General features: G+C 67.8%; 24 protein-coding genes and 1 tRNA gene. 10 read left to right on the forward strand and 15 right to left on the reverse strand.

Annotated elements, in window-relative coordinates; all coding sequences use genetic code 11:
• The first annotated feature begins 36 nt into the window (after window positions 1-36).
• The 3 genes from Q5H94_RS03175 to Q5H94_RS03185 are packed head-to-tail and all read left to right on the forward strand — an operon-like array spanning window position 37 to window position 6,195.
• Entirely contained in the window at window positions 37-5,028 is a 4,992-nt protein-coding gene (locus Q5H94_RS03175; protein WP_304559785.1) for a DUF11 domain-containing protein, read from the forward strand.
• A complete protein-coding gene (locus Q5H94_RS03180; protein ID WP_304559786.1) occupies window positions 5,025-5,576 on the forward strand; it encodes a hypothetical protein in 552 nt (183 codons plus the stop codon). The genes Q5H94_RS03175 and Q5H94_RS03180 overlap by 4 nt, the downstream gene beginning before the upstream one ends.
• Window positions 5,577-5,586: 10 nt before the next feature.
• The gene (locus Q5H94_RS03185) at window positions 5,587-6,195 is read left to right on the forward strand and encodes a PilZ domain-containing protein (RefSeq protein ID WP_304559787.1); all 609 of its coding nucleotides are present in this window, start codon (window positions 5,587-5,589) and stop codon (window positions 6,193-6,195) included.
• A 30-nt stretch (window positions 6,196-6,225) separates the two neighbouring features.
• Here the strand turns inward: Q5H94_RS03185 and Q5H94_RS03190 are convergent, their stop codons facing one another.
• The 3 genes from Q5H94_RS03190 to Q5H94_RS03200 form a co-directional block, all read right to left on the reverse strand.
• Window positions 6,226-6,627 carry a hypothetical protein gene (locus Q5H94_RS03190; RefSeq protein WP_304559788.1) on the reverse strand — a complete coding sequence of 134 codons (402 nt, stop codon included), beginning with the start codon at window positions 6,625-6,627 and terminating at the stop codon, window positions 6,226-6,228.
• A 133-nt stretch (window positions 6,628-6,760) separates the two neighbouring features.
• Window positions 6,761-7,495: an isocitrate lyase/PEP mutase family protein gene (locus tag Q5H94_RS03195; protein ID WP_304559789.1), complete on the reverse strand. Its 735-nt coding sequence runs from the start codon at window positions 7,493-7,495 to the stop codon at window positions 6,761-6,763.
• Between the two features lie 76 nt (window positions 7,496-7,571).
• A complete protein-coding gene (locus Q5H94_RS03200) occupies window positions 7,572-7,886 on the reverse strand; it encodes a UrcA family protein (protein WP_304559790.1) in 315 nt (104 codons plus the stop codon).
• Window positions 7,887-8,012: 126 nt separating this feature from the next.
• Here Q5H94_RS03200 and Q5H94_RS03205 point away from each other — a divergent pair, with 126 nt between their 5' ends.
• Complete coding sequence (locus tag Q5H94_RS03205) at window positions 8,013-8,930, forward strand: LysR substrate-binding domain-containing protein (RefSeq protein WP_304559791.1); 918 nt, start codon at window positions 8,013-8,015, stop codon at window positions 8,928-8,930.
• A 7-nt stretch (window positions 8,931-8,937) separates the two neighbouring features.
• Here Q5H94_RS03205 and Q5H94_RS03210 read toward each other — a convergent pair whose 3' ends face one another.
• Both Q5H94_RS03210 and Q5H94_RS03215 read right to left on the reverse strand, forming a co-directional pair.
• Entirely contained in the window at window positions 8,938-9,786 is an 849-nt protein-coding gene (locus tag Q5H94_RS03210) for an alpha/beta fold hydrolase (protein ID WP_304559792.1), read from the reverse strand.
• A gap of 89 nt (window positions 9,787-9,875) precedes the next feature.
• Window positions 9,876-9,949, reverse strand: a tRNA-Gln gene (locus tag Q5H94_RS03215).
• A gap of 159 nt (window positions 9,950-10,108) precedes the next feature.
• Here Q5H94_RS03215 and Q5H94_RS03220 point away from each other — a divergent pair.
• Entirely contained in the window at window positions 10,109-11,143 is a 1,035-nt protein-coding gene (locus Q5H94_RS03220) for a Ppx/GppA phosphatase family protein (RefSeq protein ID WP_431312137.1), read from the forward strand.
• Complete coding sequence (locus Q5H94_RS03225) at window positions 11,140-11,826, forward strand: RlmE family RNA methyltransferase (RefSeq protein WP_304559793.1); 687 nt, start codon at window positions 11,140-11,142, stop codon at window positions 11,824-11,826. Before Q5H94_RS03220 ends, Q5H94_RS03225 begins: the two co-directional genes overlap by 4 nt.
• Window positions 11,827-12,028: 202 nt before the next feature.
• Here the strand turns inward: Q5H94_RS03225 and rpoZ are convergent, their stop codons facing one another.
• Complete coding sequence (rpoZ, locus tag Q5H94_RS03230) at window positions 12,029-12,373, reverse strand: DNA-directed RNA polymerase subunit omega (protein WP_304559794.1); 345 nt, start codon at window positions 12,371-12,373, stop codon at window positions 12,029-12,031.
• Between the two features lie 115 nt (window positions 12,374-12,488).
• Here rpoZ and Q5H94_RS03235 point away from each other — a divergent pair, with 115 nt between their 5' ends.
• Window positions 12,489-13,655: a phospholipase D-like domain-containing protein gene (locus tag Q5H94_RS03235; RefSeq protein ID WP_304559795.1), complete on the forward strand. Its 1,167-nt coding sequence runs from the start codon at window positions 12,489-12,491 to the stop codon at window positions 13,653-13,655.
• A gap of 1 nt (window position 13,656) precedes the next feature.
• On the opposite strand, the gene Q5H94_RS03240 is transcribed toward Q5H94_RS03235, so the two are convergent.
• A complete protein-coding gene (locus Q5H94_RS03240; protein WP_304559796.1) occupies window positions 13,657-14,271 on the reverse strand; it encodes a class I SAM-dependent methyltransferase in 615 nt (204 codons plus the stop codon).
• A 244-nt stretch (window positions 14,272-14,515) separates the two neighbouring features.
• A complete protein-coding gene (locus tag Q5H94_RS03245; RefSeq protein WP_304559797.1) occupies window positions 14,516-16,810 on the reverse strand; it encodes a CDC48 family AAA ATPase in 2,295 nt (764 codons plus the stop codon).
• 311 nt (window positions 16,811-17,121) lie between these two features.
• Between Q5H94_RS03245 and Q5H94_RS03250 the strand changes: the two genes are divergently transcribed.
• Entirely contained in the window at window positions 17,122-18,015 is an 894-nt protein-coding gene (locus tag Q5H94_RS03250) for a LysR substrate-binding domain-containing protein (RefSeq protein ID WP_304559798.1), read from the forward strand.
• Window positions 18,016-18,148: 133 nt separating this feature from the next.
• Here Q5H94_RS03250 and Q5H94_RS03255 read toward each other — a convergent pair whose 3' ends face one another.
• Window positions 18,149-18,607 (reverse strand): peptidylprolyl isomerase, encoded by a 459-nt coding sequence (locus tag Q5H94_RS03255; RefSeq protein WP_304559799.1) that lies wholly within the window; start codon window positions 18,605-18,607, stop codon window positions 18,149-18,151.
• Between the two features lie 141 nt (window positions 18,608-18,748).
• Here Q5H94_RS03255 and mgtE point away from each other — a divergent pair, with 141 nt between their 5' ends.
• Window positions 18,749-20,149: a magnesium transporter gene (gene mgtE, locus Q5H94_RS03260; RefSeq protein WP_304559800.1), complete on the forward strand. Its 1,401-nt coding sequence runs from the start codon at window positions 18,749-18,751 to the stop codon at window positions 20,147-20,149.
• 14 nt (window positions 20,150-20,163) lie between these two features.
• Window positions 20,164-20,571 carry a DUF1489 domain-containing protein gene (locus Q5H94_RS03265; RefSeq protein WP_304559801.1) on the forward strand — a complete coding sequence of 136 codons (408 nt, stop codon included), beginning with the start codon at window positions 20,164-20,166 and terminating at the stop codon, window positions 20,569-20,571.
• A gap of 7 nt (window positions 20,572-20,578) precedes the next feature.
• Here Q5H94_RS03265 and Q5H94_RS03270 read toward each other — a convergent pair whose 3' ends face one another.
• The 6 genes from Q5H94_RS03270 to Q5H94_RS03295 form a co-directional block, all read right to left on the reverse strand.
• Window positions 20,579-21,295: a head GIN domain-containing protein gene (locus Q5H94_RS03270; RefSeq protein ID WP_304559802.1), complete on the reverse strand. Its 717-nt coding sequence runs from the start codon at window positions 21,293-21,295 to the stop codon at window positions 20,579-20,581.
• Window positions 21,296-21,340: 45 nt separating this feature from the next.
• A complete protein-coding gene (locus Q5H94_RS03275) occupies window positions 21,341-22,072 on the reverse strand; it encodes a head GIN domain-containing protein (protein ID WP_304559803.1) in 732 nt (243 codons plus the stop codon).
• Between the two features lie 109 nt (window positions 22,073-22,181).
• A complete protein-coding gene (locus Q5H94_RS03280) occupies window positions 22,182-22,715 on the reverse strand; it encodes a CarD family transcriptional regulator (protein WP_304559804.1) in 534 nt (177 codons plus the stop codon).
• Window positions 22,716-22,966: 251 nt separating this feature from the next.
• Window positions 22,967-23,308, reverse strand: a complete 342-nt coding sequence (gene fdxA, locus Q5H94_RS03285) for a ferredoxin FdxA (RefSeq protein ID WP_304559805.1) — start codon at window positions 23,306-23,308, stop codon at window positions 22,967-22,969.
• A gap of 55 nt (window positions 23,309-23,363) precedes the next feature.
• Window positions 23,364-23,657: an RNA-binding S4 domain-containing protein gene (locus tag Q5H94_RS03290; RefSeq protein ID WP_304559806.1), complete on the reverse strand. Its 294-nt coding sequence runs from the start codon at window positions 23,655-23,657 to the stop codon at window positions 23,364-23,366.
• On the reverse strand, window positions 23,650-26,148 hold the full coding sequence (locus tag Q5H94_RS03295; RefSeq protein ID WP_304559807.1) for a helicase-related protein: 2,499 nt from the start codon (window positions 26,146-26,148) through the stop codon (window positions 23,650-23,652). The genes Q5H94_RS03290 and Q5H94_RS03295 overlap by 8 nt, the downstream gene beginning before the upstream one ends.
• Window positions 26,149-26,171 lie beyond the last annotated feature (23 nt).

Genomic DNA, 26,171 nt, shown 5'->3' on the forward strand with positions numbered 1-26,171 from the left:
GCGCATCCCCCGCGCGCCGGAGACCGCTCCAGCCATATGATCCTGAAACGCGCCTTCCTCCCTCTTGCCGCCCTTGTCGGGCTGGCGACCGTCGTGCCCGCGACGGCGCAGGAGAGCACGCGCGTCGCGAACACGGCCACGCTGAGCTTCGACGGCTCGAACGGCCGCTCCACGATTTCCTCGAACACCGTCGCGCTCGATGTCGATCGCGCGAAACTGCCCACCCGGTTGAGCGCCCGCCTGCTCCCGGTGGGATACGAGCTGACCGGAATGAAGTGCGTGCCCAACGTATCCTTCACGCCGGCCCCGATCGACGCGGAAACGCTTGCCCAGGCGCCGATGGTCGATAGCGTGGATTCGCTGACACCCCTGATCTGGGTGCTCGAATCCGTCGGCAGCAACCGCGACCCCAACGTCCGCGAGACGGCGTCGATCGACGTCACGTCGAACCTCGGGGCCGTCGGCAAGCTGCTGCTCCTCGAAACCGGCCCGAACACCGGCGTCTTCGCCGGCGGCGTGCCGCAGTTGCAGGGCGGTTCCGACGATCCCGCGATCGCGGCCTGCAACCCGCTCAACGACCGCGAGATCACGTCGATCAAACTGAGCTTCACCGAAGACGATTACAGCTACGCCTCGGATTTCTCGCTGCTGATCGATCCGGCCGGCTATGTCTTCGATTCCTCCACCGGCGCGCTGGTCGACGGTGCCATCGTCACGCTGCTCGATGCCAACGATCAGCCCGCCGCCGTCTACGGCGACGACGGCGTAAGCCGCTATCCCTCGACGGTGGTGAGCGGCGCGGGCGTGACCGATGCCAGCGGCCGCGTCTACGACTTCCCGCAAGGAAACTTCCGCTTTCCGCTGGTCGCGCCCGGCAGCTATCACCTCAAGGTCGTGCCCCCCGGCAACTACACCGCGCCCAGCATCAAGACCCCCGACGAGCTCGCCAAGCTGCGCGATCCCAAGAATACGCCGTTCCTGATCAACGACGCCTCGTACGGCAGGCCCTTCACGCTCGCGACGGTCGATCCCTTCTACACCGACATTCCGCTCGACCGTCAGGGTTCGACGCAATTGTTGCTGACGAAGGTGGCATCGGTTCGCGAGGCTTCGCCGGGCGACTTCGTCCAGTACAAGGTGACGATCGCCAACCGCGGCACCGCGCCTGCGACCAACATCCACCTCACCGATATCTTGCCGACGGGCCTGCGCTACGAGATCGGATCGGCACGCGGCGCACCCGAGCCTGTCGTGTCGAAGGACGGCCGCACGCTCGACTTCGCGGCGCCTACGGTCGCGGCCGGTGCGGCGCAGGACGTAACCTATGTGGTTAGCATCACTCCCGGTGCGCCGGTCGGCGAGGCGCTGAACCGCGTGCTCGCCTCGGGCACCGGCGGCGCGACCTCGAACGAGGCCGCTGCCTCCGTCCGCATCACCTCGCTGCTGTTCACCGACGGCTTCACGCTGATCGGCCGCGTCACCGAGGGCGATTGCGGCGATCCGAACCGTGGCCGCAAGGGCATAGCCGGAATCCGTCTGCTGCTGGAGGACGGCACTTTCGTCGTCACCGACAAGGACGGTTACTATCACGTCGAGGGCGTGCGCCCCGGCCGCCATGTCGTCCAGATCGACACCGGCAGCATCTCCCCCGCGTTCGAGCCGGTCGCCTGCGACAGCGACACGCGCACCGCCGGCAGCAGCATCTCGCGCTTCGTCGAGGGCGTCGGCGGCATCCTGAAGCGCGTCGACTTCCAGCTCCGCCCGACCGGCCGCAAACTGGGCGCTGCCGACGCGCTGCCGATCGCCGTCGCCTCCGCCAAGGATGCCGCCGGCGACCGCGACTGGTTCGCGAACCAGGTGCCGGGCGCGGAGCTGCTGTTCCCGACCCCCGATTACAATCCGCGCGCGCCGGTCACTCGCGTCATCGTCAAGCATGCCGCCGGCCAGCATGTCGCGCTGTTCGTCAACGGCACCGCGGTCGATCCGATCAACTTCGACACGATCGAGATGAACGACGACAAGTCCATCGCGCTCTCGCGCTGGACGGGCATCGCGCTGAATGACGGCGACAACACGCTCGAGGCGCGCGTCATCAACGCGGACGGCAGCGTCGCCAAGGTGCTGACGCGCACGATCCATTCGTCGGGCGCGGGCGTCAACGCGGTGTTCGCGCCCGCCGCCAGCCGCCTGATCGCCGACGGCCTCACCCGCCCGCTGATCGCGGTGCGCGTCACCGATCGCACCGGCCGCCCGGTCCGCGACGGCACGCTCGTCCCCTTCAAGGTCGACCAGCCTTATGGTGCCGCGATCGACGCCGAGCTCGCGCAGGGCAACCAGATCGCGGGCCGCGACAAGGCGCAGACCATCGCGCGCGTCACCGGCGACGACGGCCTGGCGTTCATCGCGCTGCAGCCGACGACGCAGGCCGGCAACGTCCATGTCGTCGTCAGCCTCGCCGACGACAAGCAGGTCCGCACCAGCGACATCCGCGCCTGGCTGCAGGGCAGCGCCAAGGACTGGATCGTCGTCGGCTTCGGTGCCGGTACGATCGGCTACGACACGCTGACCAGCCGCACCAAGACGCTGCCGAACGACATGAAGGGCGGCGTGTTCACCGACGGCCAGATCGCCTTCTACGCCAAGGGCCGCATCAAGGGCTCGTGGCTGGCGACCATCGCCTATGACAGCGACCGCAAGATCGACCGGTCGCGCGGGCTGCTCGGCACGATCGATCCCGATCGCTATTACACCGTCTATGGCGACGGTTCGCGCCAGGGCTATGACGCGCCGACCTCGCAGAAGCTGTATCTCCGCCTCGAGCGCCGCAATTTCTACGCGCTGTTCGGCGATTTCGAGACCGGGCTGACCGAAGGCCAGCTCACCCGCTACAGCCGCACGCTGAACGGCGTGAAGACCGAGTTCGACAACGGCCGCGTCACCTTCACGGGCTTCGCCGCCAATACCGACCAGCTCTACGGCCGCGACGAGATCCAGGGCAACGGCCTTTCCGGCCCGTACCGCCTGTCGGGCCGCGACATCGTGCCGAACAGCGACAAGATCCGCCTCGAAACGCGCGACCGCCTGCGCCCCGAGCAGATCAAGGCGACGACGCTGCTGACGCGCCACCTCGACTATGACATCGATCCGGTCGCCGGCACGCTGCGCTTCCGCCAGCCGGTGCTCGGCCGCGACGCCGACCTCAACCCGGTCTTCATCGTCGCCGATTACGAGACTTACGGCAGCACCAAGCATCTCGTCACCGGCGGCCGGGCGACCGTCAAGCTGGCCAAGGGCAAGGTCCAGCTCGGCGCGTCGGTCCTCCATGACGAGAGCGCGGGCAACGCCACCGTCGCGGGCGCCGACATTCGCGCCAAGGTGACGCGCAACACCGAGGTCCGCGCCGAGTTCGCAACCGGCGGCCGCCTTGGCCTCAGCAGCGGCCAGGCATGGCTGGCCGAGGTCGAGCATCACGACAGGAAGCTCGATCTGCTCGCCTATGGCCGCAGCCAGGATACCGCCTTCGGTCTCGGTCAGCAGAACGTGGTGGAAGCCGGCACGCGCAAATTCGGCATCGACGGCCGCTATGCGATCACCGAAAAGCTGTCGGTCACGGCGACCGCCTGGCACTCGCAGCAGCTCGACGGGCCGGGGATGCGCGACGCCGCCGACGTGCGCCTCGAATATCGCCGCCCGACCGGCACCTTCTTCGTCGGCGGCCAGTTCGCCAACGATACCGGCGTCGATGGCGGTGGCCGCCAGTCGCGCCTGCTCACCGTCGGCGGCAGCCAGTATTTCTTCAAGGGCAAGCTCGAGATCTCCGGCCAGGCGCAGGTCGCGCCGGGCGGCGACAAGGCGAGCGTCGATTTCCCGACGCGCCAGCAGATCAACGCCGCGCTGAAGATCACCGACGGCATTCGCCTCCTCGGCGGCTACGAGATCGCCGGCGGCAAGGATTACACCGTCGGCACCGCGCGCGTCGGCTTCGATGTCTCGCCGTGGAAGGGCGCCAAGCTGATGTCGACGTTGAACCAGCAGGACATCGGCGAGAACGGCCAGCGCACCTATGCGCAATACGGGCTCAACCAGTCGTTCGCGATCAGCAAGGCATGGTCGGCCGACGTCACGCTCGACGCCAGCCAGACGCTGCGCGGGAGCATCCCGACCGGCGGCTTCGTGACGGCTTTCCAGAGCACGGCGCAGGGCAGCACGGCGGGCCAGTATCAGAATGATGGAGACTATGTCGCAGTGACCGGTGGGCTCGGTTACAGGGCGAACAAGTGGGCGTGGAACGGCCGCCTCGAATATCGCCGTTCGGATGCCAGCACGCGCTGGGGCATCACCACCGATGTGCTGCGGTCCCTTGGGCAGGGTCGCACGCTGGCGGGGAGCTTCAAATACTACGACCTCACCGACAAGAAGGGCGCGCGGGCGTCGACGATGAATGCCGACCTTGCGCTCGCATGGCGGCCTGCGGACAGCCGGTGGTCGGTTCTCGACCGGCTGCAGTTCCGCAACGACAGTGCGGATGCGGGCTTCACCGACACCAACGTGCTCGGCGTTCCCGCTTACGGCAACGGCTTCCAGGCGACCCTGCGTTTCATCAACAACCTGGCGGTCAACTACCGGACCGGCGACGAGGGCCGTGGGCACGGCTTCGAAGCGACGGTATATTATGGGTCGAAATGGGTGAAGGGCAGCTTCGGCAGCGACGATTACGAGGGCTATATCGACGCCACCGGGTTCGAGCTGCGCAAGGATATCGGCCCGAAGATCGACATCGGCATCCAGGGATCGGTGCAGCATGCTTGGGAACGTGGAATCTGGGCATTTTCCGGCGGTCCCAACATCGGCATCTCGCCGGCGAAGAACCTCTGGCTGTCGGCGGGCTACAATGTGTCGGGCTACCGCGATCGCGATTTCGAGGACGATCGCTACACCCGGCAGGGGCCGTACGTGACGCTGCGGATGAAGTTCGACCAGCTTTCGGTCAAGGGCTTCGGCCGCAACGTGCTGGGGATCGGGCGATGAAACGTCTCCCTCTCCTCCTCGGCATCCTGGCCGCACTGATCCCGACCGCGGCGCTCGCCGCGGGCGAGATCACGGCGACCAAGACGGCGACGGTGATCTCCGACACGCTCGGCCTGCTGCTGGTGCCGCCGAAGGCACTGACCGGGTCGGTGGTCGATTACAAGATCGTGTTCGCCAACACCGCCGGCACGTTCAGCGGCAAGCTGGTGCGCAACGTGGCGATGGAAGACCCGCTGCCGGCGAACGTCATCCTGCGCGTTGCCGATATCAACAGCAGCGGCACGACGGCGACGGCCAACAACGGGCCGATCGAGTTCAGTGACGGCGGCCTGCTCGGGCTCGGCGGCAGTGGAATGACGTGCAATTTCGTGTCCTGGGCAGACACGACCGATTGCATCGAATTCTACGACACCAACGGCAATTTGATCACGCCGGTCGCCGACGCCAACGGCTATGACGCGCGGGTGCGGAAGATCCGCATCAAGCCGGTCACCACCTTCAACAACGGCGGATCCTTCCAGATCCGATATCGGGTGAAGATCACATGAGGAGGGCATTATGGCGACGATGATGGATTCCGCCCTCGGTTACGCGGCGGATGGTTTCCCCCCCGAACGGCGCAGCGACGTCCGTCACAAGGCGGTGCTCGCAGTCGGCAAGCTGATCGTCGGCGGGCACGAACGCTTCTGCCTGGTGCGCGACATCTCGTCGGGCGGCATGAAGGTGGAGACGACGCACGCGCCCGAGCGCGGCACGCTCGTCACCGTCGAGATGCGCGGCCTGGCACCGTGCCGCGCGCGCGTCGCATGGCGCGACGGCGAGCTCGCCGGGCTGATGTTCGAGGAGCAGCAGGATGTCGAGGTGATCGGCAACCGCCGCGCCGATGCGTCCGGCTGGCACGCCCGCGCGCCGCGCTTCGAGGTAGACCGCGTCGCCGAGCTGCGCGTCGATTGCCGCCCGAAGATCGTCGAGGTCGTCAACGTGAGCGTCGGCGGTGCGCGACTGCGCGGCGTCAGCGGGTTCGACGTCAATACGGCGGGTCAGTTGCTGCTCGGCAACGGCCTCGCGCCGCTCGCCGGCTTCGTGCGCTGGAATGCCGAGGACGATATCGGCTTCAAGTTCGCAACGGCGATCGATCGCAAGTCGCTGATGGCGCTGATCGGATAAGGCCGGCCGCGCAGAGCGGCAGCGACGATATCAGGCGACGGCAGCGTCCGGCATGCGCGGCGCATAGGCGGTGAGCCAGGTCAGCGCCGCATTGTACGACAGGAACAGTTCGAAATCGCGCCGCGCGGCGCAGCGGCGCATGTGCATCTTGGCGAGGCTCGACGACACGACGAGGGCGACACGGTCACCCTCGCGATAGCTGCTGGCAGCATTGGCGGCGATCCGTTCGGAGGTGCCCTGCGGCTGGATGTCGGCATCGCGCAGATCGACCACGACCTGCACGGCGATGCCGAGCAGGCGTTGCGCCTCGATCTGGCGGCGCAGTTCCGCGAAATGCGCGTCGACATAGGCCGGCGTCCAGCTGCCGATGCCGGTGACCACGGTGATCCCGGAGGCCCGGTCGAAATCGATCGTCAGCAAATCTCGCGCCATTCCCGGTCTCCCTCGCGCGTACGTCGCGCTTGTGGTTTTGCGGATACCGGGGTCACAAATCCTGATGAACGAGGGGTAAATTCGCGGGGGCGGGGCCGCGAAGTCCGACCAACGTCTAAGCCCCACGCCTCATCTATGCGTAGCTTTTGAGCGAGGCCGCGGCCGTGTCGAATGCATTCCACACCGTCTTGGCGAGCGCGCCGCCGACGCTGCACCGGCGCGTACCGAGCGCTGCATAAGCCGGGATCGTATCGAAGCTCGCCACCAGCACGTTGACTGGCTTGGGCGCGACCGCCGCGATCAGTTCCGCGACCGCGCCCTCGTCGAGCATGAAGGGCACGAACAGCACGTCCGCCCCGGCCTCCGAATAGGCCACCGCGCGGGCGATGAAGGCGGCGGCACCGAGATCGGGCGCGCGGAAATATTCGGCGCGGCCGACCAGCAATACATCGGGATCGAGCGCTTCGCGCGCCGCCCGGATGCGCTCGGCCGCGAGGCTCGCATCGTAGAGCACGCTGCCCGACCAATCCTCGATCGACAGGCCGGCGATGCCCGTTTCGGCCGCCAGCACCGCATTGGCCGCGACGTCCGCAGGCGCATCGGCGAAACCGTTCTCGAAATCGGCGTTCACCGGCAGGTCGGTCGCGGCGACGAGCATTTTGAGATGCGCGAGGATCGCGTCGCGGCTCATCTCGCCATCGTCCTTGCCGGCCGCCCAGGCCGCGCCCGCGCTGGTCGAGGCGATCGCCCTGAAGCCCTGCGCCGCCAGCCGCGTCGCGCTGCCGCCGTCCCAGGCATTGGGAAGGATGAAGAAGCCGTCGGCATGGAGCGTACGGAAGGCCGCTCGCTTGTCCGCAATCGTCGCCATCGACCGTTCCCCCGATATCAGTGAGCCTTGTGCCGGCGGAGCGGACTCCGCCGGCCCTCGGTCGTCTTTACACATCTCAGCGCGCGGCCGCCACCGATGTGCCGCGCGTCGCCGCCGCAATCACCGCGTCGCGCTGCTGCGCGACTTCGGCGCGCTTGTTCGCGTGGCAGCGGCGGATCGCGCGCCGCTGGCTGAAATCGACCGTGGTATCGTCTCCGCACATCGTCGTGATGGCGTAGGACAGACGGCGATCGAGGATCTTCACCCCCTTTGCGCTGCGCAGATCGAGATCGTGCGTGGCGACGCGAACATCGGGGCGAACATCGGGATAGGTCTGCGCCTGGGCCGCGACAGGCAGCAGCAGGAGCGCGGGAAGCAGATATTTCAACATGGTGCGGGTTCCTTTGCGTAGCGTCGATCCCGTCATGATCGACGCCGCCGCATTTCGGCTTTCACGCATACGAACACCAACAAAGCGATGGACGGTAATAACAAGCTGGACTTATACTTGCGCGTCATGCCGCAACTGCCCCCGCTCACCGCGATTCGCGCTTTCGAGGCCGCTGCCCGGCACGAGAATTTCAGCCGCGCCGCCGAGGAACTGGGCATGACGCAGGCCGGCGTCAGCTATCAGATGAAGCTGCTCGAGGAACGACTCGGCGCCCCGCTGTTCGTGCGCAAGGGGCGGGGCATGGAGCTGACCGATCTCGGCCGCCGTATCGCCCCGCGCGTGAGCCAGGCCTTCGCCACGCTGGGTGAGGCGTTCGCGATCGCGCGGACCGAAAGCGATACGGTGCTGAGCATCACCGCGCCGCGCACCTTCGCGACCAACTGGCTCGCCGGGCGGCTCGGCGGCTTCCACGCGCTGCGGCCCGATCTCGCGGTGCGATTGGAAGTTTCCGACACTCTGGTCGATCTCAATGCGAGCGAATTCGACGTCGCCATTCGCGGCGCGGCCGCGCCGACACCGGGGCTGATCGGGCATTTCCTCATGCGCATGCCGGTGACGCCGCTCGCCAGCCCGGACTTCCTCAGACGCCACCCGCTAAACGATCCCGCCGACCTGCTCGAGGTGCCGCGGCTTTCGCCCGACGACGACTGGTGGGATCTGTGGTTCGGCTCGCTCGACCACAACAACCGCGCGCAGCCGGGGCTACGGCTCGAATCGCAGGTGCTGGAGGGCCATGCCGCCATCGCCGGGCACGGCGTCGCCATCCTCAGCCCGCCGATGTTCCAGTCCGCGCTCGACGCCGGGCTGCTGGTGCAGCCGTTCGCGCACATGGCGACCTACCGCCATGCCTTCTGGCTCGTCTATGCCGAGCACAAGCGCAACCTGCCCAAGGTCCGCGCCTTGCGCGACTGGTTGCTGGCCGAGGTGAAGCGTGCGGCGGGCGACGATCCGTTCGGCATCCTGAAGCCGCTGCCGCCGGCGTGACCCCGGTCTAGGTCTCACTGGGCGCGATGCGGTCCCGGATCGTCTCGTAGAGCTGGCGCGGCACCGTCAGGTGGGGCAGGTGGCCGTCCGCCTCGATCCAGACCAGATCGCTGTGCCGGATATGCGAGCGCAGATAGTCCGCGACCGCGCGCGGCACCGCCACGTCGCCCCGCGAATGAACGAGCAGCGTCGGCACCGTCAGCTGCGGCAACAGGTCGCGATAATCCGATTCGAAGATCGTGCGCGCGACGTGCAGCGTCACGTCGGGCCGCATCGCCAGCAGGCCCGCGGAGAACGTGTCGACCGCACGCGGCACGTCGGCACCCACGACCATCGGCGCGAAGCCCGCGACCCACGCCTCGTAATTCGTCGCCATCGCGCCGAACAGTCCGTTGAGGTCGTCGCGGTCGAAGCCGCCGTGATAGCCCTCGTCGTTGAGATAGCGCGGCGATCCATTGATGAGGACGAACTGCCGGAAGCGAGCGGGCGCGGCGACGCCGGCGATTACGCCGATCATCCCCGAGACCGAATGGCCAACATAGATGCACCGATCCACGCCGATCTCGTCGAGAAGGGCGAGCAGATCGTCCGCATAATCGTTCAACGCGGCATAGGCACCGGGATCGAAATGGTCGGGCAGCAGGGGCCCCGCGCCCGGCAGATCGTAGGAAATGGCGGTGAAACGCGCCGGCAACTGATCGATCAGCGCCCGCCAGGCGCTCTGGTCCGATCCGAAGCCGTGCGAGAACACGATCAGCTCCTCGCCGCTCCCCTGCAACCGCGCGCGGTGCCGCCGCGCCAGCGGGCCGTGCAGCTTCAACCGCCTGCTCGGCGAACCCGGTATATCTTGCCCCATATTGGGGAATCATATCCACGCCGCAAAGCGTCTGTCCAGACACGGACGACGAAAATTCAGCGCAATGGCAATGAGATGGAATGTGCGGCTGGATGCCCCGTGAGGATTCGAACCTCAATTAACGGAGTCAGAGTCCGTAGTCTTACCTTTAGACGACAGGGCAATGCCGGGCCGGTTCCTTAGGGGCGGGGGGCAAAGCTGTCAACCAAAGTGGCGCCACCTTGCGGTCGCCTGTGCAACGCGATAGCTTGAGCGCCAAGCAGCCGAGCGCCCGCCTTTCGCGGGGTCGCCGACGGCAGAACATAAGAGAGTGACGACGGCAATGGCGGACAAGGCGCCCATGCCGCACCGGCGGGACGCTATTCCCCCCCGGCCGGCTCAACCCCAGGCACGCGGCCAATGGCCGCAGGCGCGCCATTATGCCGCGCTCGATCTCGGTACCAACAATTGCCGCCTGCTGATCGTCCGGCCGCAGGGCGCCGGCTTCACCGTCGTCGATGCCTTTTCGCGCATCGTGCGGCTCGGCGAAGGGCTGGCGGCGAGCGGGCGGCTGAGCGACGCGGCGATCGAACGCACGGTCGCCGCGCTGAAGATCTGTTCGGAGAAGCTGCGCCGCCGCAATGTCGCGCTTTCGCGCGCGGTCGCGACCGAGGCCTGCCGCCGCGCCAGCAACGGTGCCGACTTCATCGCGCGCGCCTATGCCGAGACCGGCATCCATCTCGACATCATCAGTGCCGAGGAAGAGGCGCGGCTCGCCGTGCTCGGCTGCCACGCGCTGATCGAGCCGGGCGAGGGCCCGGCGCTGGTATTCGACATCGGCGGCGGATCGACCGAGCTCGTGCTGGTCGACACGCGCGGGCCCGCGCCGGTGGTGCTCGACTGGCACAGCGCGCCGTGGGGCGTCGTCTCGCTGACCGAGAGTACCGGCCACGGCGAGGGCCCCGACGGCCGCGCCGCCAGTTATGCGCGGATGCGCGAGGTCGTCGCCGAGAGTTTCGCCGCCTTCGCCCGCCGCCTGCCGCGCGGGATCGAACGGCCGCGCCTGCTCGGCACCAGCGGCACCGTCACCACGCTCGCCAGCGTCCACCTCGGCCTGTCGCATTACGACCGTGCCGCCGTCGACGGGCTGATCGTGCCGGCCGCATCGATGCGCCGGATCAGCAGCGATCTCGCCGCGATGGACCTCGCCGAGCGGTCCGCGCTGCCGTGCATCGGCACCGAACGCGCCGATCTCGTCGTCGCGGGCTGCGCGATCCTCGAGACCATCCTCGACCTGTGGCCCGCCGAACGGCTCGGCGTCGCCGATCGCGGCATCCGCGAAGGCATCCTGCGCCGATTGATCGAGAACGGCGCATGAGCAGGGATGGGGGCGGGCTTCGGACCCGCGTGAAGACGGCGCGCAAGCGCACGGCGCAATCGACGCGCTGGCTCGAACGCCAGCTCAACGATCCGTATGTCAAGCGCGCCAAGGCGGAGGGGTTTCGCAGCCGTGCTGCGTACAAACTGACCGAGCTCGACGAGCGTTTCGGCTTCCTGAAGGGCTCGCGCCGCGTGGTCGATCTCGGCGTCGCACCGGGGGGCTGGGCGCAGGTGCTGCGGCGTCAGGTGCCCAAGGCGGCGGTGGTCGGCATCGATCTGCTGCCGGTCGATCCGATCGACGGCGTCGTCCTGCTGCAGATGGATTTCATGGACGATGCAGCACCCGATCGCCTGATCGCCGAGCTCGGCGGTGCGCCCGATCTCGTCCTGTCGGACATGGCGGCCAACACCGTCGGCCACCCGCAGACCGACGCGCTGCGCACGATGGGGCTGGTCGAGGCGGCGGTCGCCTTCGCGGTCGATGTGCTGCAACCGGGCGGCGCGTTCGTCGGAAAGGTCTTTGCCGGCGGCGCGGATTCAACCCTGGTCGCCGAGTTGAAGCGGAATTTCACCAGTGTGAAGCACGCCAAGCCCGCTGCCAGCCGTAAGGCTTCGAGCGAATGGTATGTGGTGGCTCAGAATTTCAAAGGCCGGGCCCCGCGCGATTCCGGCGAGGATTGAAACCCGGCACCCGAACCGTTCGGGCTGAGCTTGTCGAAGCCCTGCCCTTTCTTCGTCGCCCAGAAAGGCAGCCCTTCGACAGGCTCAGGGCGAACGGTGGGGGGAGCGGCGCGGCAAAGCCGCGCCGTCGGCCGGTGCCGGGGCACCGCCGGCCGGGCTAACGCTTATCCGCGATTAGCGGCTTTGCCGCTAATCTTGGGCGTTAGCCGTCGTAGTCGGCGCCCAGATTCTGGTTGCGCGGAGGAGCCGCCGCCGTCAGGCGCAGCGCCTCGGCCGATGCGGCCAGCGAGCCGACCTCGTCCGGCGCGTCGTCGTCATCGACCTGGACCTTCTGCAGGCCCGAGACGACCGATTCCTCGAGATGATCGGGACGCACCGTCTCGTCGGCGATCTCGCGCAGCGCCACGACGGGGTTCTTGTCGCGATCGCGGTCGATCGTCAGTTCCGCGCCGCCCGAGATCTGCCGCGCGCGCTGCGCCGCGAACAGCACGAGGTCGAAACGGTTCGGAATCTTGTCGACGCAATCTTCGACGGTGACGCGCGCCATGAATGGCTTCCTTCGCACATAACGATTGGAGAGAAGCGCGCCATCTAGGCCGCACGGGGCCAAGAGTCAATAAAACGCGCTTGCGCCGCGCCGCCGCGCGCGCCACGTCCGCCCCATGCCCGCACCCGAAGCCGAACCGGATTTCACGATAGCGGGCAACCGCCTGCGGCTGCTGACATCGGGGCCGGAACGGCTCGACACGCTGATCGCGCTGATCGACGCGGCGCGGTCCACGCTGCGGGTGATCTACTACATCTATGTCGACGACCGCGCGGGAGCGGCGGTGCGCGCGGCGCTGACCCGCGCGGCGGCACGCGGCGTGCGCGTGTCGCTGATCGTCGACGGGCTCGGCAGCGAACATGCCGAGGCGCATCATTTCTTCGATCCGATGAAGGAAGCGGGCGTCGACGTCTGCCGCTTCGTGCCGCGCTGGGGCCGGCGTTACCTGCTGCGCAATCACCAGAAGCTGGCGCTGGCGGACGGCGAGAGCGCGGAGACCGCGCGCGCGATCATCGGCGGCTTCAATGTCGAGGATGCCTATTTCGGCACGCCGGCCGAGCAGGCGTGGCGCGACCTAGGCCTGTGCGTCGATGGGCCCGCTGCGCACCGCATCACCGGCTATTTCGATGCGCTCTCCGATTGGGCCAAGCATCCGCGCCCGCCCTTGCGCGCGCTGCGCAAGGCGCTGCGCCGGTTCAGCGAGCCCGACGGCCCGGTGCGGTGGGTGTTCGGTGGCCCGACGCGGCACCTGTCGCCCTGGGCCCGCGCGGTGAAGCAGGACATGGAGCGCGCGCAGGCGATCGACCTGATCGCCGCCTATTTCGCCCCCAGCCCCGGCATGCTCAAGCGGCTCGACAAGGTCGGGATGCGCGGGCGGGTGCGGATCGTGCTGGCATCGAAGAACGATCACGGCGCCGCCATCTGGGCCTCGCGCTTCACCTATGCGGGGCTGCTGCGCAAGCGCGTGCAGATCTACGAATACCAGCCGACCAAGCTCCACACGAAGCTCTTCGTCATCGACGACACCGTCTATATCGGGTCATCGAACTACGACGTGCGCAGCCTGTTCCTCAATCTCGAGATGATGCTGCGGATCGAGGATGCCGCCTTTACCGCCCACGTTCGCGCCTATGTCGACGGCGAGGTGGCCGACTCGGAGGCGATCACGCCGGAACTCTACGCATCGCGCACCGACTGGTGGATGCGCGTGAAGCAGGCGGCGGCGTTCTTCGTGATGACGGTGCTGGACTACAACGTGACGAAGCGGCTGAACTTCGAGTGAGTCAGTCCTTCCACGCCCAGTAGAGCTGCGCCGGCGGCACGTTCCACCATTCCATCGCATGGTCGATCCGCGTGAAGGCGCGCTTCATGCAATCGCCGACGCGCGTCGTGTAGTTATAGGCGAGGAAGCCGCCGCCCTTGCGCAGCACCGAATGCGTGGCGGCCGTGATCGTGTCGCCGACACCCGGCGGCAGCGTCGAGAAGGGCAGGCCCGACACGACGTAGTCGGCCTTCTCAAACCCCTGCCGCCCGATGATCGCGCGCACGTCGGCGGCCGATCCGCATACCGCGAGGAAACGGCGATCCTGGATCGTGCGGCGCAGATGGCGGACGAAATCGTAGTTGGTGTCGATCGCGATCAGCGTCGCGCCCTCTGGCAATTTGTCGAGGATGGTCTGCGTGAAGGTGCCGACGCCGGGGCCATATTCCACGATCAGCTTGGTCGCCGACCAGTCGATGGGCGCAAGCATCCTCGCCACCAGCCGCCGCGACGATTGCGTCACCGCGCCGACCATCACCGGATTGCGCAGGAACCCCTGCAGGAAGGCCCAGCCCTGCGACGGCTGGGCATAGGGTGTCTGGAAGGGGGCGCGAACGGCGGAGGTCGAAGACGGCATCGGCGGAACCCTTGTTTTGTGGTTACCGCCTTCAACGTGACTCTTTGATTTAGGTTGCGTTGCTGTTTCGTGTCCCGCCGGCGGCCGAGAGTTACACTCCGGTTGACAGATTGACACCTAAACGGAAAATGTCGCCCTTGATCGTTTCCAAAAATGACATGATCTCGCGCCGACGATGAGAAAGAACCGGCGTACAGCCTGACATCCGCCAAGCGTGTAGGACAGCGATTTCGGCGCGCGCGCCTCAGTCGCTGCCCTTCGGCCCATGCGGACGCAATTGCCCCGGCGCGATGAAGCCGATCGGCTGGATCGCCGAGGCGTCCTGCTTCAGCCGCGTCGCCATCTGCGCATAGTCGCGCTCCATGTCGGGCGTGACAGAGGCGCGCGATTCCTTGAGCGCCTCGTCGAAATCGTCCTGCGTCACCTGGCTGACCGACAGCGACTTGCGCAAGGCGATGAGGCCCGCACGCCGCACCAGATCGCCGAGATCGGCGCCGGTGAAGCGATCGGTGCGCGCCGCGAGATCGCCGAGATCGACGTCGCCGGCGAGCGGCATCTTGCCCGTCTGGATCTTGAGGATGCGCTCGCGGCCCGGCGTGTCGGGCACGCCGACGTAGATCAGTTCGTCGAACCGCCCCGGCCGCAGCAGCGCCGGGTCGATCAGGTTGGGCCGGTTGGTCGCGCCGATGACGACGACCGCCTGCAACTCTTCCAGCCCGTCCATCTCGGCGAGGATGGTGTTGACGACACGCTCGGTCACCTGCGGCTCGCCCATGCCGCCGCCGCGGGCGGGCACGAGGCTGTCGAGCTCGTCGATGAAGATCACGCAGGGCGCGACCTGGCGCGCGCGCGCGAACAGCTTGGCGATCTGCTGCTCGCTCTCGCCATACCATTTCGACAGGAGATCGCTCGACTTGGTAGCGATGAAATTCGCCTCCGCCTCGCGCGCGACCGCCTTCGCCAGCAAGGTCTTGCCGGTGCCGGGCGGCCCGTAGAGCAGGAAGCCCTTGGCCGGGCGGATGCCGATGCGGCGAAATGCGTCGGGATCCTTGAGCGGCAGTTCGACGCCTTCCTTCAGGCGCATCTGCGCGTCGTCGAGCCCGCCGACATCCTCCCAGCGCACGCGCGGCGCCTCGACCATCACCTCGCGCATCGCGCTCGGCTGGACGCGCTTGAGCGCATCGAGGAAATCCTCGCGCGTCACCGCCAAAGTATCGAGCACCTCGGGCGGGATCGTGCCTTCGGAGAGGTTGAGCTTCGGCATGATCTTGCGCACCGCCTCGATCGCCGCCTCGCGCGCCAAGGCGGCGAGATCGGCACCGACGAAGCCGTAGGTCGTGCGCGCCAGTTCGGCGAGATCGACACGATCGCCGAGCGGCATGCCGCGCGTGTGGATGCCGAGGATCTCGCGCCGCCCGCGCTCGTCCGGCACGCCGACGACGATCTCGCGGTCGAACCGGCCCGGCCGGCGCAGCGCCTCGTCGATCGCCTCGGGGCGATTCGTAGCGGCGATCACCACGACGTTGGCGCGCGCCTCCAGCCCGTCCATCAGCGTGAGGAGCTGCGCGACGAGGCGCTTCTCGGCCTCGCCCGATACTTGACCGCGCTTGGGCGCGATCGAATCGATCTCGTCGATGAACACGATCGAGGGCGCGTTCTGCGACGCTTCCTCGAACACGTCGCGCAGCTTCTTCTCCGATTCACCGTAGGCCGAGCCCATGATCTCGGGCCCGTTGATCAGGAAGAATTCGGCCGCGCTTTCATTGGCGACGGCGCGTGCGAGGCGCGTCTTGCCGGTGCCGGGCGGCCCGTGCAGCAGCACGCCCTTGGGCGGATCGACGCCGAGCCGCTGGAACAGCTCCGGGTAGCGCAGCGGCAGCTCGACCATTTCGCGGAGCTGGTCGATCGTCGGGCCCATGCCGCCGATATCGTCATAGGTGACGTCGGCGCGGCGCGCCTCCTTGGGCTCCTCATATTCGGGGCGCAGCTCGATCTCGGTATTTTCATCGACATGGACGACGCCCTTCGGCGTGGTCGAAATGACGGCGAGGCGGATTTCCTGCAGCGCATAGGCCGGTGCGCGCAGGATGTTCTGGACGCCCGGCGGCATGTTGTCGACGCGCTGCTGACCCGCCGTCGCGACGACATCGCCCTGGCAGACCGGACGCCCGAAAAAGGTGCGCTGGAGCGCCGCCGACGATCCTTGCAGGCGAAGATTCTGTTGTGCAGGTGCGAACACGATGCGAGTCGCCGGTTTCGACTCGACCTTGCGGATTTCGACGAAATCGCCCGATCCGACACCGGCGTTGGCGCGCTGCAGGCCGTCGAGACGGATGATCTCCAGCCCCTCGTCCTCCGGGTAGGGCGCGACGGCGCGCGCGGGCGTGATCTGCTTGCCGACGATCTCGATCACGTCGCCCTCGGCCAGCGCCAGCGCCGCCATCACCGCACGCGGCAGATGAGCAAGGCCGCGCCCGCTATCCTCCGGCCGCGCATTGGCGACCTGCAACTTCTTCACCGGCGTTTCGCTGTCGGCCATCATCCGCTCCGTTCGCTTTCAAGCGCGGGAGATAGGATACGGGTTCCATCAATACGAGGGCGTTCCGATCGGCTCCTGACAAGCCACGGAAAAAAGACAAAAAAAGGCCGATCCCGAAGGACCGGCCGTGAAAGTTTTAGGAGAGGATGCCTGAAAGGCACCCCCTATGTGCAGTGCAGCAGATTATTGTGCAAGTGCGAAAGGTTTCGGAATGGTTGCAAAAAATGCAATCGTAACCTCGATAGTCCATCAAAAAGGTGGTAGATTCGTTACGGACACAATATGTTGCGCTGCACAAGGATGATGTTCCGATGCGCAGACTGCCACCGCTGACCGCTATCGAGGCGTTCGTCCAGGTCGCCCGGCTCGGCTCGATCAAGGCCGCGTCGCAGGAGCTGGCGCTGTCCGCCCCCGCGCTCAGCCGCCGCGTCCAGGCGCTCGAACGCTTCATCGGCCGGCCATTGTTCGAACGGCGCCATCAGGCCGTGGTGCTGAACGCCGACGGCGAACGCCTGCTCCAGCAGATCGCGCCCGCGCTCGACAGCCTGTCCGACGCGGTCGAGGTGATGACGAGCGGCACCGACATGCTGCGGCTGCGGCTCGGGACGCTGCCGCTGTTCGCCTCGCAGCGGCTGTTCCCGCGCATGGGCGAGCTGCGCGCCAAGCACCCCGAGCTGCATCTCGACATCGATACCGCCGCGCACGGCCTCGCCCGGCTCGGCGAGGGGCTCGACGCGGTGATCGCGCTGACGCGGGAGATCGATCCGGCGCTCTATGCGAAGCGGCTCGACCGCAGCCAGGCCTATGTGATCGGCGCCAGGTCGCTGCTCGAAGGGCCGACGCCGGTCACGCGGCCGGAACAGCTCGCCGGGCTGACGGCACTCGTCCACCGCGACATGCCCGATATCCTCAGCGCCTTTCGCCACGCCGCGGGCATCGAGGATATCGAGCCGCTCGCGATCGACCATTTCGATTCGGGTGCGCTGATGCTGGAGGCGGCCGCGCAGGGGCTCGGCGTGGCCTTCATGCACGAGAGCCATTTCGCGGATGCGCGCGACCCGCGCCTCGTCCGCCTGTTCGACACGGTCGAGGTCGAGAGCCCCTACAGCTACTGGTTCGCCTGCCGCCCGCGCGCGATGCTGCAGCGGCCGGTCAAACTGTTCCACGACTGGCTGGTCGAAACGATCGCCGAGCCGGGGGTGTGAGGCAGAAGCCCTCTCCCCTTCCGGGGAGAGGGTTGGGAAAGGGGCAGTATCGAGCGACACCGTCGCCACACTGCCCCTCTCCCGACCTCGCTGCGCTCGGCCACCCTCTCCCCGCAAGCGGGGCGAGGGAGGTTTAGAACGCCTTTGCCTTCAGGATCTTGCCGGGCTCGCGCGGGGGTTCGCCCTTGGGGAGCGCGTCGACATGCTCCATGCCCTCGGTCACTTCGCCCCAAACGGTATACTGGCCGTCGAGGAAGCGGGCGTCGTCGAACACGATGAAGAACTGGCTGTTGGCGCTGTTCGGGTTCGACGAGCGCGCCATCGAGGCGACGCCGCGCACGTGCGGCTCCTTCGAGAATTCGGCGGGCAGGTTCCCCTTGTCCGGGTGGCCGTGCATGCCGGTACCGGTCGGATCGCCACCCTGGGCCATGAAGCCGGGGATCACGCGGTGGAACACGACGCCGTCGTAAAAGCCTTCGTTGGCATTCTCGGCGATGCGCGCGACGTGCTGGGGCGCGAGATCGGGACGCAGCTTGATCGTCACGTCGCCGCCGTCGAGCGTCAGCACCAGGGTTTCGAAGGTATCGGCCATAGGATCATCCTCGCTTTGAAATGTTGCCCGCGCCCTAGCCCTGACAATCGCGTCATGCAAACCGCCAAAGGGCGTCAAAGCGTTGGCTTTGCGGCATTGCAGCGCTAGGAGGCCGGTGAACCGACTGCGTGGGAGGTCGAAGTGAGCGAAACCGAACCTCCCGTGCCCGAAACCGACGTCGCCCAGCTCGACGAGGACGACCGGCTCAAGCCCGAATATGTCCGCGCCGTGCTCGACGCCGTCCATGACGGCGACGACGAGGAAGCGCGCGCGCTGGTCGAGCCGCTGCACCCCGCCGACATCGCCGATCTGTTCGAGCTGACCCCGCACGAGGACCGCGCCGATCTCGCCAACGCGCTGACCGACCTGCTCGACGCCGACGTGTTCGCGGAGATGAACGATTACGTCCGCGAGGATCTGATCGACGCGCTCGAGCCGCACCAGGTCGCCGACATCGCCGCCGAGCTCGATACCGACGACGCCGTCGCGATCATCGAGGACATGGAGCCCGAGGACCAGCGCGAGGTGCTCCGCGCGCTCGACCCCGACGACCGCGCCGCGATCGAGGAGGCGCTGTCCTACGGCGAGGAGACCGCCGGCCGCCTGATGCAGCGCGAGCTGATCGCGGTGCCCGAGCATTGGAGCGTCGGCAACGTCCTCGATTATCTGCGCGGCCATGAGGAGCTGACCACCGATTTCTGGGAAATCTTCGTGGTCGATCCCGCGCACAAGCCGGTCGGTACGTGCCAGCTTTCGTGGATCCTGCGCTGCCCGCGCAATATCGCCATCGCCGACGTGATGAAGCGCGAACAGACCCTGATCCCGATCGACATGGATCAGGAAGAGGTCGCGCTGCGCTTCCAGAAATACGCGCTGATCTCCGCCGCCGTGGTCGATCCCGCCGGGCGGCTGGTCGGCATGATCACCGTCGACGACATCGTCCACATCATCCAGCAGGAGGCAGGCGAGGACGTGCTGCGCCTGTCGGGCGCGGGCGACGGCGACATCAACGAGCCGATCCTGCTGACGGTGCGCACGCGCCTGACGTGGCTGGTGGTCAATCTCGGCACCGCGATCCTCGCGTCGTCGGTGGTCGGGCTGTTCCAGGGCGAGATCGCCAAGTTCGCGCTGCTCGCGGTGCTGATGCCGATCGTGTCGGGCATGGGCGGCAATGCCGGCACGCAGACGCTGGCGGTGGTGGTGCGCGCCATCGCCACCAACCAGCTGACCGATTCGAACACGGTGCGCATGATCGTGCGCGAGTTCCGCATCGCCGCCGCCAACGGGGCGTCGCTCGGCATCATCATCGGTGTCGGCACCTACGTGATCTTCGGCAACCCCAGCCTCGCGATCGTCATCGCGATGGCGATGGTCATCAACAACCTCATCGCGGGCCTGTCGGGCGTGCTGATCCCGGTGACGCTCGACCGGTTCGATATCGACCCCGCGGTCTCCTCTGCGGTGTTCGTGACGATGATGACCGACGTGATGGGCTTCTTCTCGTTTCTCGGCCTCGCGACCTTGTGGGGGTTGGGCGGCTAACCCAGATGTGAGGGATGGCCCTCCATCTCTCCAAAGTCGCGTTCGGCGTTGAATTCCTCGACGCTTTCGTCGCGCGCTGGAGCGCGCGCGAGGGCGATGCGGCGTATGAACTGACGACGCGCTATCTGCCCAAGCGGCATGAGGAGATCGCCGGGCAAGGCTCGCTATTCTGGATCCTCAAGCACCAGCTTATCGCGCGCTCGCCGATCCTGGGGTTCGGCGATGCCGAGGGCGGGCGTGTTGCGATCCGGCTCGATCCGAAACTGGTGCTGGTCCACGCCCGGCCCAAGCGCGCGCATCAGGGCTGGCGCTATCTCGAGGACACGGACGCGCCGGTCGATCTCGGCGCGGGCATCGTCAGCGGCGGCGATGCGATGCCCGCCGCGCTGATCGGCAAGCTGTCGGCGCTGGCGTTGATCTAGCCGCCGGTCATTCTCCCGGCGCCGCCAGCTTGCCGCAGCTCACCGGCCCCTGCGCGGTGCGGTTCACCGTGCAGGCGGGGGTGCCATAGACCGTCACCGATCCGAGCCCGCTCGCGGTGATCCCCGCCGTATAGCGGGCGCGCGCCGCGATCGCGCCCGATCCGTCGAGGCGCACGGTCAGGTCGCCCGCGTCGAGCGCGGAGGCCGTGATGCCTGCCGTGCCGCTCGTCGTCAGTTGCACCTTCGCAGCGCGCCCGCCGAGCGTCATGCTGCCCGATCCCAGCACGGAGGCGAAGAGCTGATCGGCATCGAGCGCCGGCGCGTCGAGCGTGCCGTTGCCGATCATCGCCAGATCGATGCGCTGGCCGCGGAACGGCCCGGCGATGCTGACCTGCCCAGCGCCCGTCATCGTCACAGCGCGAATCGCCTGCGTCGAGACGCGGATCACCGCCGCGCCGCTGCTGCCCGCCGCCGGCTGTTCGCCCCAGGCGCTGTTGCGGCCCTTCACGATCAGCGTCGTGCCCTCGACGCGGATATCGAGCAGATCGGTCACGCGCATGTCACCCTCGGCGACGCCGCTCGGCGATGCGCCGAGCGTCACGATCACGCGGTAGGGCCCGCTTACGCGCACCCGGTCGAAGCTGCCGATCGAATAGCTGCGCTGCTGCGCGGCGGCGGGTGTGGCTGCGATCAGCAGGGCGAGGATGGCGAACAGACGCTTCATCCCCCCGGCATCGCGCCGATCGCACGGCGAGGCAAGCCCGCCCTATTACCTACCGCACGTCACGTCGCCCGATCCGATCTTCGTCGTGGTGCAGCGCGCGCCCTTGCCGAGATCGACGTCGCCCGACCCGATCACCGACACCTCCGCCGATCCATCGACCTGCGCGGTGACGTTGCCCGATCCCGCGACCGACACCTTGGCGCTGGCGGCCTTGAGCCCGGCAGCCTCGACGTCGCCTGCGCCTGCGACCGATATCTTGAGCGCCTTCGCGCTGCCCTTGGCGCTGACATTGCCCGATCCGGCCAGCGACAGGTCGGCCGCCTGGACTGCCAGCGCGCCGATGCTGAGATCGCCCGATCCGGCGCTGTCGCCGGTGAACCGGTCGCCCTCGACGCGGTCGATCGCCATGTTGCCCGATCCGGCGATCGCGGCGGCGGCAATGCGCGGCATCGTCACGTACACCTTCACACCATGATGGTTGCCGCCCCACAGCATGTTCGAATCCTTGCGGCCGACGCGCAGCGCGTTGCCGACCTTCTCGATCTTCAGCGTGTCGAGTTCCGCCGACGGCCCTTCCGCGCGCACCGAAAAGCCCTTGCCGACGCGCACATCGACATCATCCGATCCGCGCAGCTCGACGCCGCTGAAGTCGGCGACCTGGAAGGTTCGCGCTGTGCCGGAACCGCTGGCGGGGACGCCTTCATGGCCGTCCGCACTGCCCGAGCACGCCGCAGCGGCGGCGAGCGGCACGGCAGCGATCAACAGGAAATACCGCATGACATCCTCCTTGTGTATTGGTTGAATAATACACATGCGGTCGAGACGGTGCAACGAAAAAGGGGCGGTCGTCGCCGGCCGCCCCTCCTATCGGTTCAAGGCAAGGCGTTTACGCAGGCACCTTGTCCTTGTTGTGAATGGCCGCGGCCTTGCGGAGGATCTCGAGGATCTTCTCCTGCGCGGTCGGCTCGTCGACCTGCTCCATCGCGGCGAGTTCGCGCGCCAGGCGGCTGGTCGCCGCTTCGAAGATCTGCCGCTCCGAATAGCTCTGCTCCGGCTGGTCGTTGGCGCGGAACAGGTCGCGGACCACTTCGGCGATCGACACGAGGTCGCCCGAGTTGATCTTGGCCTCATATTCCTGCGCACGGCGCGACCACATGGTGCGCTTGACGCGCGGCTTGCCGGTCAGCGTCTCCAGCGCCTCGCGCAGCGTCTTGTCGCTCGACAGCTTGCGCATGCCGACGCTTTCGGCCTTGTTGGTGGGCACGCGGAGCGTCATGCGCTCCTTTTCGAAACGGAGGACGTAGAGTTCGAGTTGCATGCCGGCGATTTCCTGCCGCTGCAGCTCGATGACACGGCCGACGCCGTGCTTGGGGTAAACGACATAATCGCCGACGTCGAAGGACAGCGCCTTGGCAGCCATTCCGTTAGCCTTTCTGTGGACCGGGTGACGTCCGCACATGAACGCTTGGTGCAGCGAGGGGCTGCGGCGTTTCTAGCGGATGTGATTGATGAACTCTTCTCCAGTCGGATGGCGCGGGACCCGCGTCTCCGTCCCGAGCGCATATAGCAGAGTTGCAATAATATTACCAGACCCGCGTACGGACGCGGCTGTCCCCTGTACCGAACGGCTGTACCGAAGCGGGAAGCGGCGGTGCCCCGTTTCGGGGGCCTTCAGTCGCCCGCGCCGGGCTCCGCCGAGAAGAACTTGTCGTACTTGCCGGTCTCGCCCTTGTGGGCGTCGGCGTCTTCGGGCGTCTGGTCGGCCTTGCGGGTGACGTTGGGCCACTGCGCCGAAAAGGTCGAGTTGAGCTCGAGCCACTGTTCCAGGCCGTTCTCGGTATCGGGCAGGATCGCCTCGGCCGGACATTCGGGCTCGCACACGCCGCAGTCGATACACTCGCTGGGGTTGATGACGAGCATGTTCTCGCCTTCGTAGAAACAATCGACCGGGCACACCTCGACGCAATCCATATACTTGCACTTGATGCAGGCATCGGTGACGACGTAGGTCATGGAAGCACTCCCGGGAACGTAATGGGACGCCTGCTATGCCCGCGACGCGGCGTCGTCAATTGTTCGGGCCTTGATGCGAGACGTTATCAATCAGGTCGGCATAGCAGGCGCGCGCTTCTTCTGCCGGGCCGCGCCGTTCGGGCAACGCCAGTACGCGGATCGCCCTGATTTTCCCGCCGTGCGTCGCGAAGGCGAGCACCTGGCCGGGATGGACCGGCGTGGCGGCCTTTTCGATCGGGCGGCCGTCGATGCGCAGATGCCCCGCCGTCGCCATCGCCTGCGCCCATTCGCGCTTCTTGACGATGCGCGCGAACCACAGGAAGCGATCGACCCGCATCGCCTCAGCCATGGCCAGACCCGAGTCCGGCGAGCGCGGCAAAGGCATTGTCGCGCTTCGGCGGCGGGGCTGCGGCCGCGCGCGCGAGCCCGCGCCACACCCAGCGCGGCCGCCCTTCCTGCGGCGGCAGACTGCGGAAGCCCAGCGCCGCCATCAACCGCGACAGCGTATCGGGCGCGATCCCCATCGACGTCGCCAGCGCGGGATCGGGCACGAACGGGCGGAAGCCGTCGCGCCCGTCATGCGCCGCGCGCGCGATCCGCTCGACCAGGTCGACGCGCACCGCCTGCCGCCCGAGCAGGCGGAAGCCGTGGCCGATCCCCGCCCCCGCCTCGCCGCGCGCCAGCACGGTCGCCCCGGCGGGCGGCGGTTCTTTCGTATCGACACCGCGCGCGGCGATCAGCGCCCGACGCCAGCGCGCCGGCTCGGGCTTGAGCAGCCGCGCGTCGAACAGGTCGAGCGCGCCGATAATCACGCCCGCGCCGCGCAGCCGTTTGCGCGCGCCCGCGTCGAGCCCGTCGACCGCCGCATCGATACCGAGCCGCGGCACGATCCCGCCCGCCTCGCCGAGCGCCGCCGCCACCGCGCGCAAGGGCGCGCTCGCCCCCGCATCACGCTGCGCCGCCTCGATCGCGAGCAGCCCCGGCAGATGCCGTGCGATCCGCGCCGCGAGCCACGCCTCCAGCCGCCCGCGCACCGCATCCTGCGTCTGCCGGTCCAGGCATTCGAGCGCGCGGTCGGGCACCACGCGCGGCCGCGTCAGCATTGGCCCCGCCGCCAGCCGCGCGACCTCATGCCCGCCCCAGACGATCGCGGTGCCGTCGAGCGTGAACGCATCGTCCTTCGCCTCCACCAGCGCCTGCGCCCGCCGCGCGCGCTCGGGCCCCAGCCGCCGCTCCGCCGCCGCCAGCAGCATGCGCTTGTCCGCCGCCTTGGCATCGGGCGCGACCGCGAAGCGGAAGCCCTGCAGCGTGCCGATCGTCTGATCCTCGACGCTCACCTCGCCCTGTTCGCCGATCACGACCGGCAGCGCGCCCTTGTCGGCGCCGATCTGCCGCATCAGCACCGTCGTGCGCTTGTCGACGAAGCGCTGCGTCAGGCTCGCGTGGAGCGCATCCGACAATCGCTCCTCGACCGCCCCCGCGCGGCTCGCCCAATGCGCCGGGTCGGCCAGCCAGTCGGCGCGGTTGGCGATATAGGCCCAGCTCCGCGCCGCCGCGATCCGCCCGGCGAGCGTCTCGACATCGCCCGCGACATTGTCGAGCCGTGCGATCTCCGCCGCGAACCATTCGTGCGGGACATGGCCGCCGCCCTCGCTGAGATGCCCGAACACGCGGCCGACGAAGCGCGCGTGCGGATCGACCCCGGTCTTGCGGAAATCGGGCAGTCCGCACGCCGCCCACAGCCGCGCGACCATCGCGGGGGATCGCACCCGGTCGCGCACCCAATCCTCGCTCGCCAGCCGTTTCAATACGGCGAGGTCGGTCGCCTCGGGCGCGGCGCGCAGCACGCGCGCCTCGGGCCGCATTTCCAGGCTGGCGATGAGATCGTCGATACTCGAAAGATCCGGCTCGCCCTCGCGCCAATAGAGGTGGTCGAGCGGCGGGAAGCGATGCTCCTCGATCGCCAGCACTTCCTCGGGCCCGAACGCGCCCGGTCCGTCCTCGCTCAGCGCCCCGAAAGTGCCGTCGCGCTGGTGCCGCCCCGCGCGTCCGGCGATCTGCGCCATCTCCGCGACCGTGAGCCGCCGCTGCCGCCGCCCGTCGAACTTGTGCAGCGAAGCGAAGGCGACATGGTTCACGTCCATGTTGAGCCCCATGCCGATCGCGTCGGTTGCGACGAGATAATCGACCTCGCCCGCCTGGAACATCGCGACCTGGGCGTTGCGCGTGCGCGGGCTAAGCGCGCCCATCACCACCGCCGCGCCGCCGCGCAGCCGCCGCAGCATCTCGGCGACGGCGTACACTTCCTCGGCCGAGAAGGCGACGATGGCGGAACGCTTGGGCAGCCGCGAGATCTTCCGCGCGCCCGCATAGCTGAGCGTCGAAAAGCGCGGCCGCGTGATGATCTCGGCATCCCTGACCAGCGCCTTCACCATCGGCCGCAGCGCCTCCGATCCGAGGATCATCGTCTCCTCGCGCCCGCGTGCGCGCAGCAGCCGGTCGGTAAAGACATGCCCGCGCTCGGGATCCGCGCCCAGTTGCGCCTCGTCCAGCGCCACGAAGGCGACGTCGCGCTCCAGCGGCATGCTCTCTGCGGTGCACAGGAACCAGCGCGCGTCCTTGGGGACGATCTTCTCCTCGCCGGTGATGAGCGCGACCTGCGACGCGCCCTTGATCCGCACTACCCGGTCGTAGACCTCCCGCGCCAGCAGCCGCAGCGGGAAGCCGATCATGCCCGACGAATGGCCGCACAGCCGCTCGACCGCGAGGTGTGTCTTGCCGGTGTTGGTCGGCCCGAGGACAGCGGTTACGCTGTCGTTTCCTGGGCGATCGGCGCGCATCATGGTGCCTGCAACATCGGATG

The sequence above is a fragment of the Sphingomonas immobilis genome, assembly GCF_030580995.1.
GTDB lineage: Bacteria > Pseudomonadota > Alphaproteobacteria > Sphingomonadales > Sphingomonadaceae > Sphingomonas > Sphingomonas immobilis.

Bases quoted from the DNA above. Each gene is read 5' to 3' on its own strand.
- Q5H94_RS03175 (WP_304559785.1), top strand. From the start codon at position 37: ATGATCCTGAAACGCGCCTTCCTCCCTCTTGCCGCCCTTGTCGGGCTG.
- Q5H94_RS03180 (WP_304559786.1), top strand. From the start codon at position 5,025: ATGAAACGTCTCCCTCTCCTCCTCGGCATCCTGGCCGCACTGATCCCG.
- Q5H94_RS03185 (WP_304559787.1), top strand. From the start codon at position 5,587: ATGGCGACGATGATGGATTCCGCCCTCGGTTACGCGGCGGATGGTTTC.
- Q5H94_RS03190 (WP_304559788.1), bottom strand. From the start codon at position 6,627: ATGGCGCGAGATTTGCTGACGATCGATTTCGACCGGGCCTCCGGGATC.
- Q5H94_RS03195 (WP_304559789.1), bottom strand. From the start codon at position 7,495: ATGGCGACGATTGCGGACAAGCGAGCGGCCTTCCGTACGCTCCATGCC.
- Q5H94_RS03200 (WP_304559790.1), bottom strand. From the start codon at position 7,886: ATGTTGAAATATCTGCTTCCCGCGCTCCTGCTGCTGCCTGTCGCGGCC.
- Q5H94_RS03205 (WP_304559791.1), top strand. From the start codon at position 8,013: ATGCCGCAACTGCCCCCGCTCACCGCGATTCGCGCTTTCGAGGCCGCT.
- Q5H94_RS03210 (WP_304559792.1), bottom strand. From the start codon at position 9,786: ATGGGGCAAGATATACCGGGTTCGCCGAGCAGGCGGTTGAAGCTGCAC.
- Q5H94_RS03220 (WP_431312137.1), top strand. From the start codon at position 10,109: ATGGCGGACAAGGCGCCCATGCCGCACCGGCGGGACGCTATTCCCCCC.
- Q5H94_RS03225 (WP_304559793.1), top strand. From the start codon at position 11,140: ATGAGCAGGGATGGGGGCGGGCTTCGGACCCGCGTGAAGACGGCGCGC.
- rpoZ (WP_304559794.1), bottom strand. From the start codon at position 12,373: ATGGCGCGCGTCACCGTCGAAGATTGCGTCGACAAGATTCCGAACCGT.
- Q5H94_RS03235 (WP_304559795.1), top strand. From the start codon at position 12,489: ATGCCCGCACCCGAAGCCGAACCGGATTTCACGATAGCGGGCAACCGC.
- Q5H94_RS03240 (WP_304559796.1), bottom strand. From the start codon at position 14,271: ATGCCGTCTTCGACCTCCGCCGTTCGCGCCCCCTTCCAGACACCCTAT.
- Q5H94_RS03245 (WP_304559797.1), bottom strand. From the start codon at position 16,810: ATGGCCGACAGCGAAACGCCGGTGAAGAAGTTGCAGGTCGCCAATGCG.
- Q5H94_RS03250 (WP_304559798.1), top strand. From the start codon at position 17,122: ATGCGCAGACTGCCACCGCTGACCGCTATCGAGGCGTTCGTCCAGGTC.
- Q5H94_RS03255 (WP_304559799.1), bottom strand. From the start codon at position 18,607: ATGGCCGATACCTTCGAAACCCTGGTGCTGACGCTCGACGGCGGCGAC.
- Q5H94_RS03265 (WP_304559801.1), top strand. From the start codon at position 20,164: ATGGCCCTCCATCTCTCCAAAGTCGCGTTCGGCGTTGAATTCCTCGAC.
- Q5H94_RS03270 (WP_304559802.1), bottom strand. From the start codon at position 21,295: ATGAAGCGTCTGTTCGCCATCCTCGCCCTGCTGATCGCAGCCACACCC.
- Q5H94_RS03275 (WP_304559803.1), bottom strand. From the start codon at position 22,072: ATGCGGTATTTCCTGTTGATCGCTGCCGTGCCGCTCGCCGCCGCTGCG.
- Q5H94_RS03280 (WP_304559804.1), bottom strand. From the start codon at position 22,715: ATGGCTGCCAAGGCGCTGTCCTTCGACGTCGGCGATTATGTCGTTTAC.
- fdxA (WP_304559805.1), bottom strand. From the start codon at position 23,308: ATGACCTACGTCGTCACCGATGCCTGCATCAAGTGCAAGTATATGGAT.
- Q5H94_RS03290 (WP_304559806.1), bottom strand. From the start codon at position 23,657: ATGGCTGAGGCGATGCGGGTCGATCGCTTCCTGTGGTTCGCGCGCATC.
- Q5H94_RS03295 (WP_304559807.1), bottom strand. From the start codon at position 26,148: ATGCGCGCCGATCGCCCAGGAAACGACAGCGTAACCGCTGTCCTCGGG.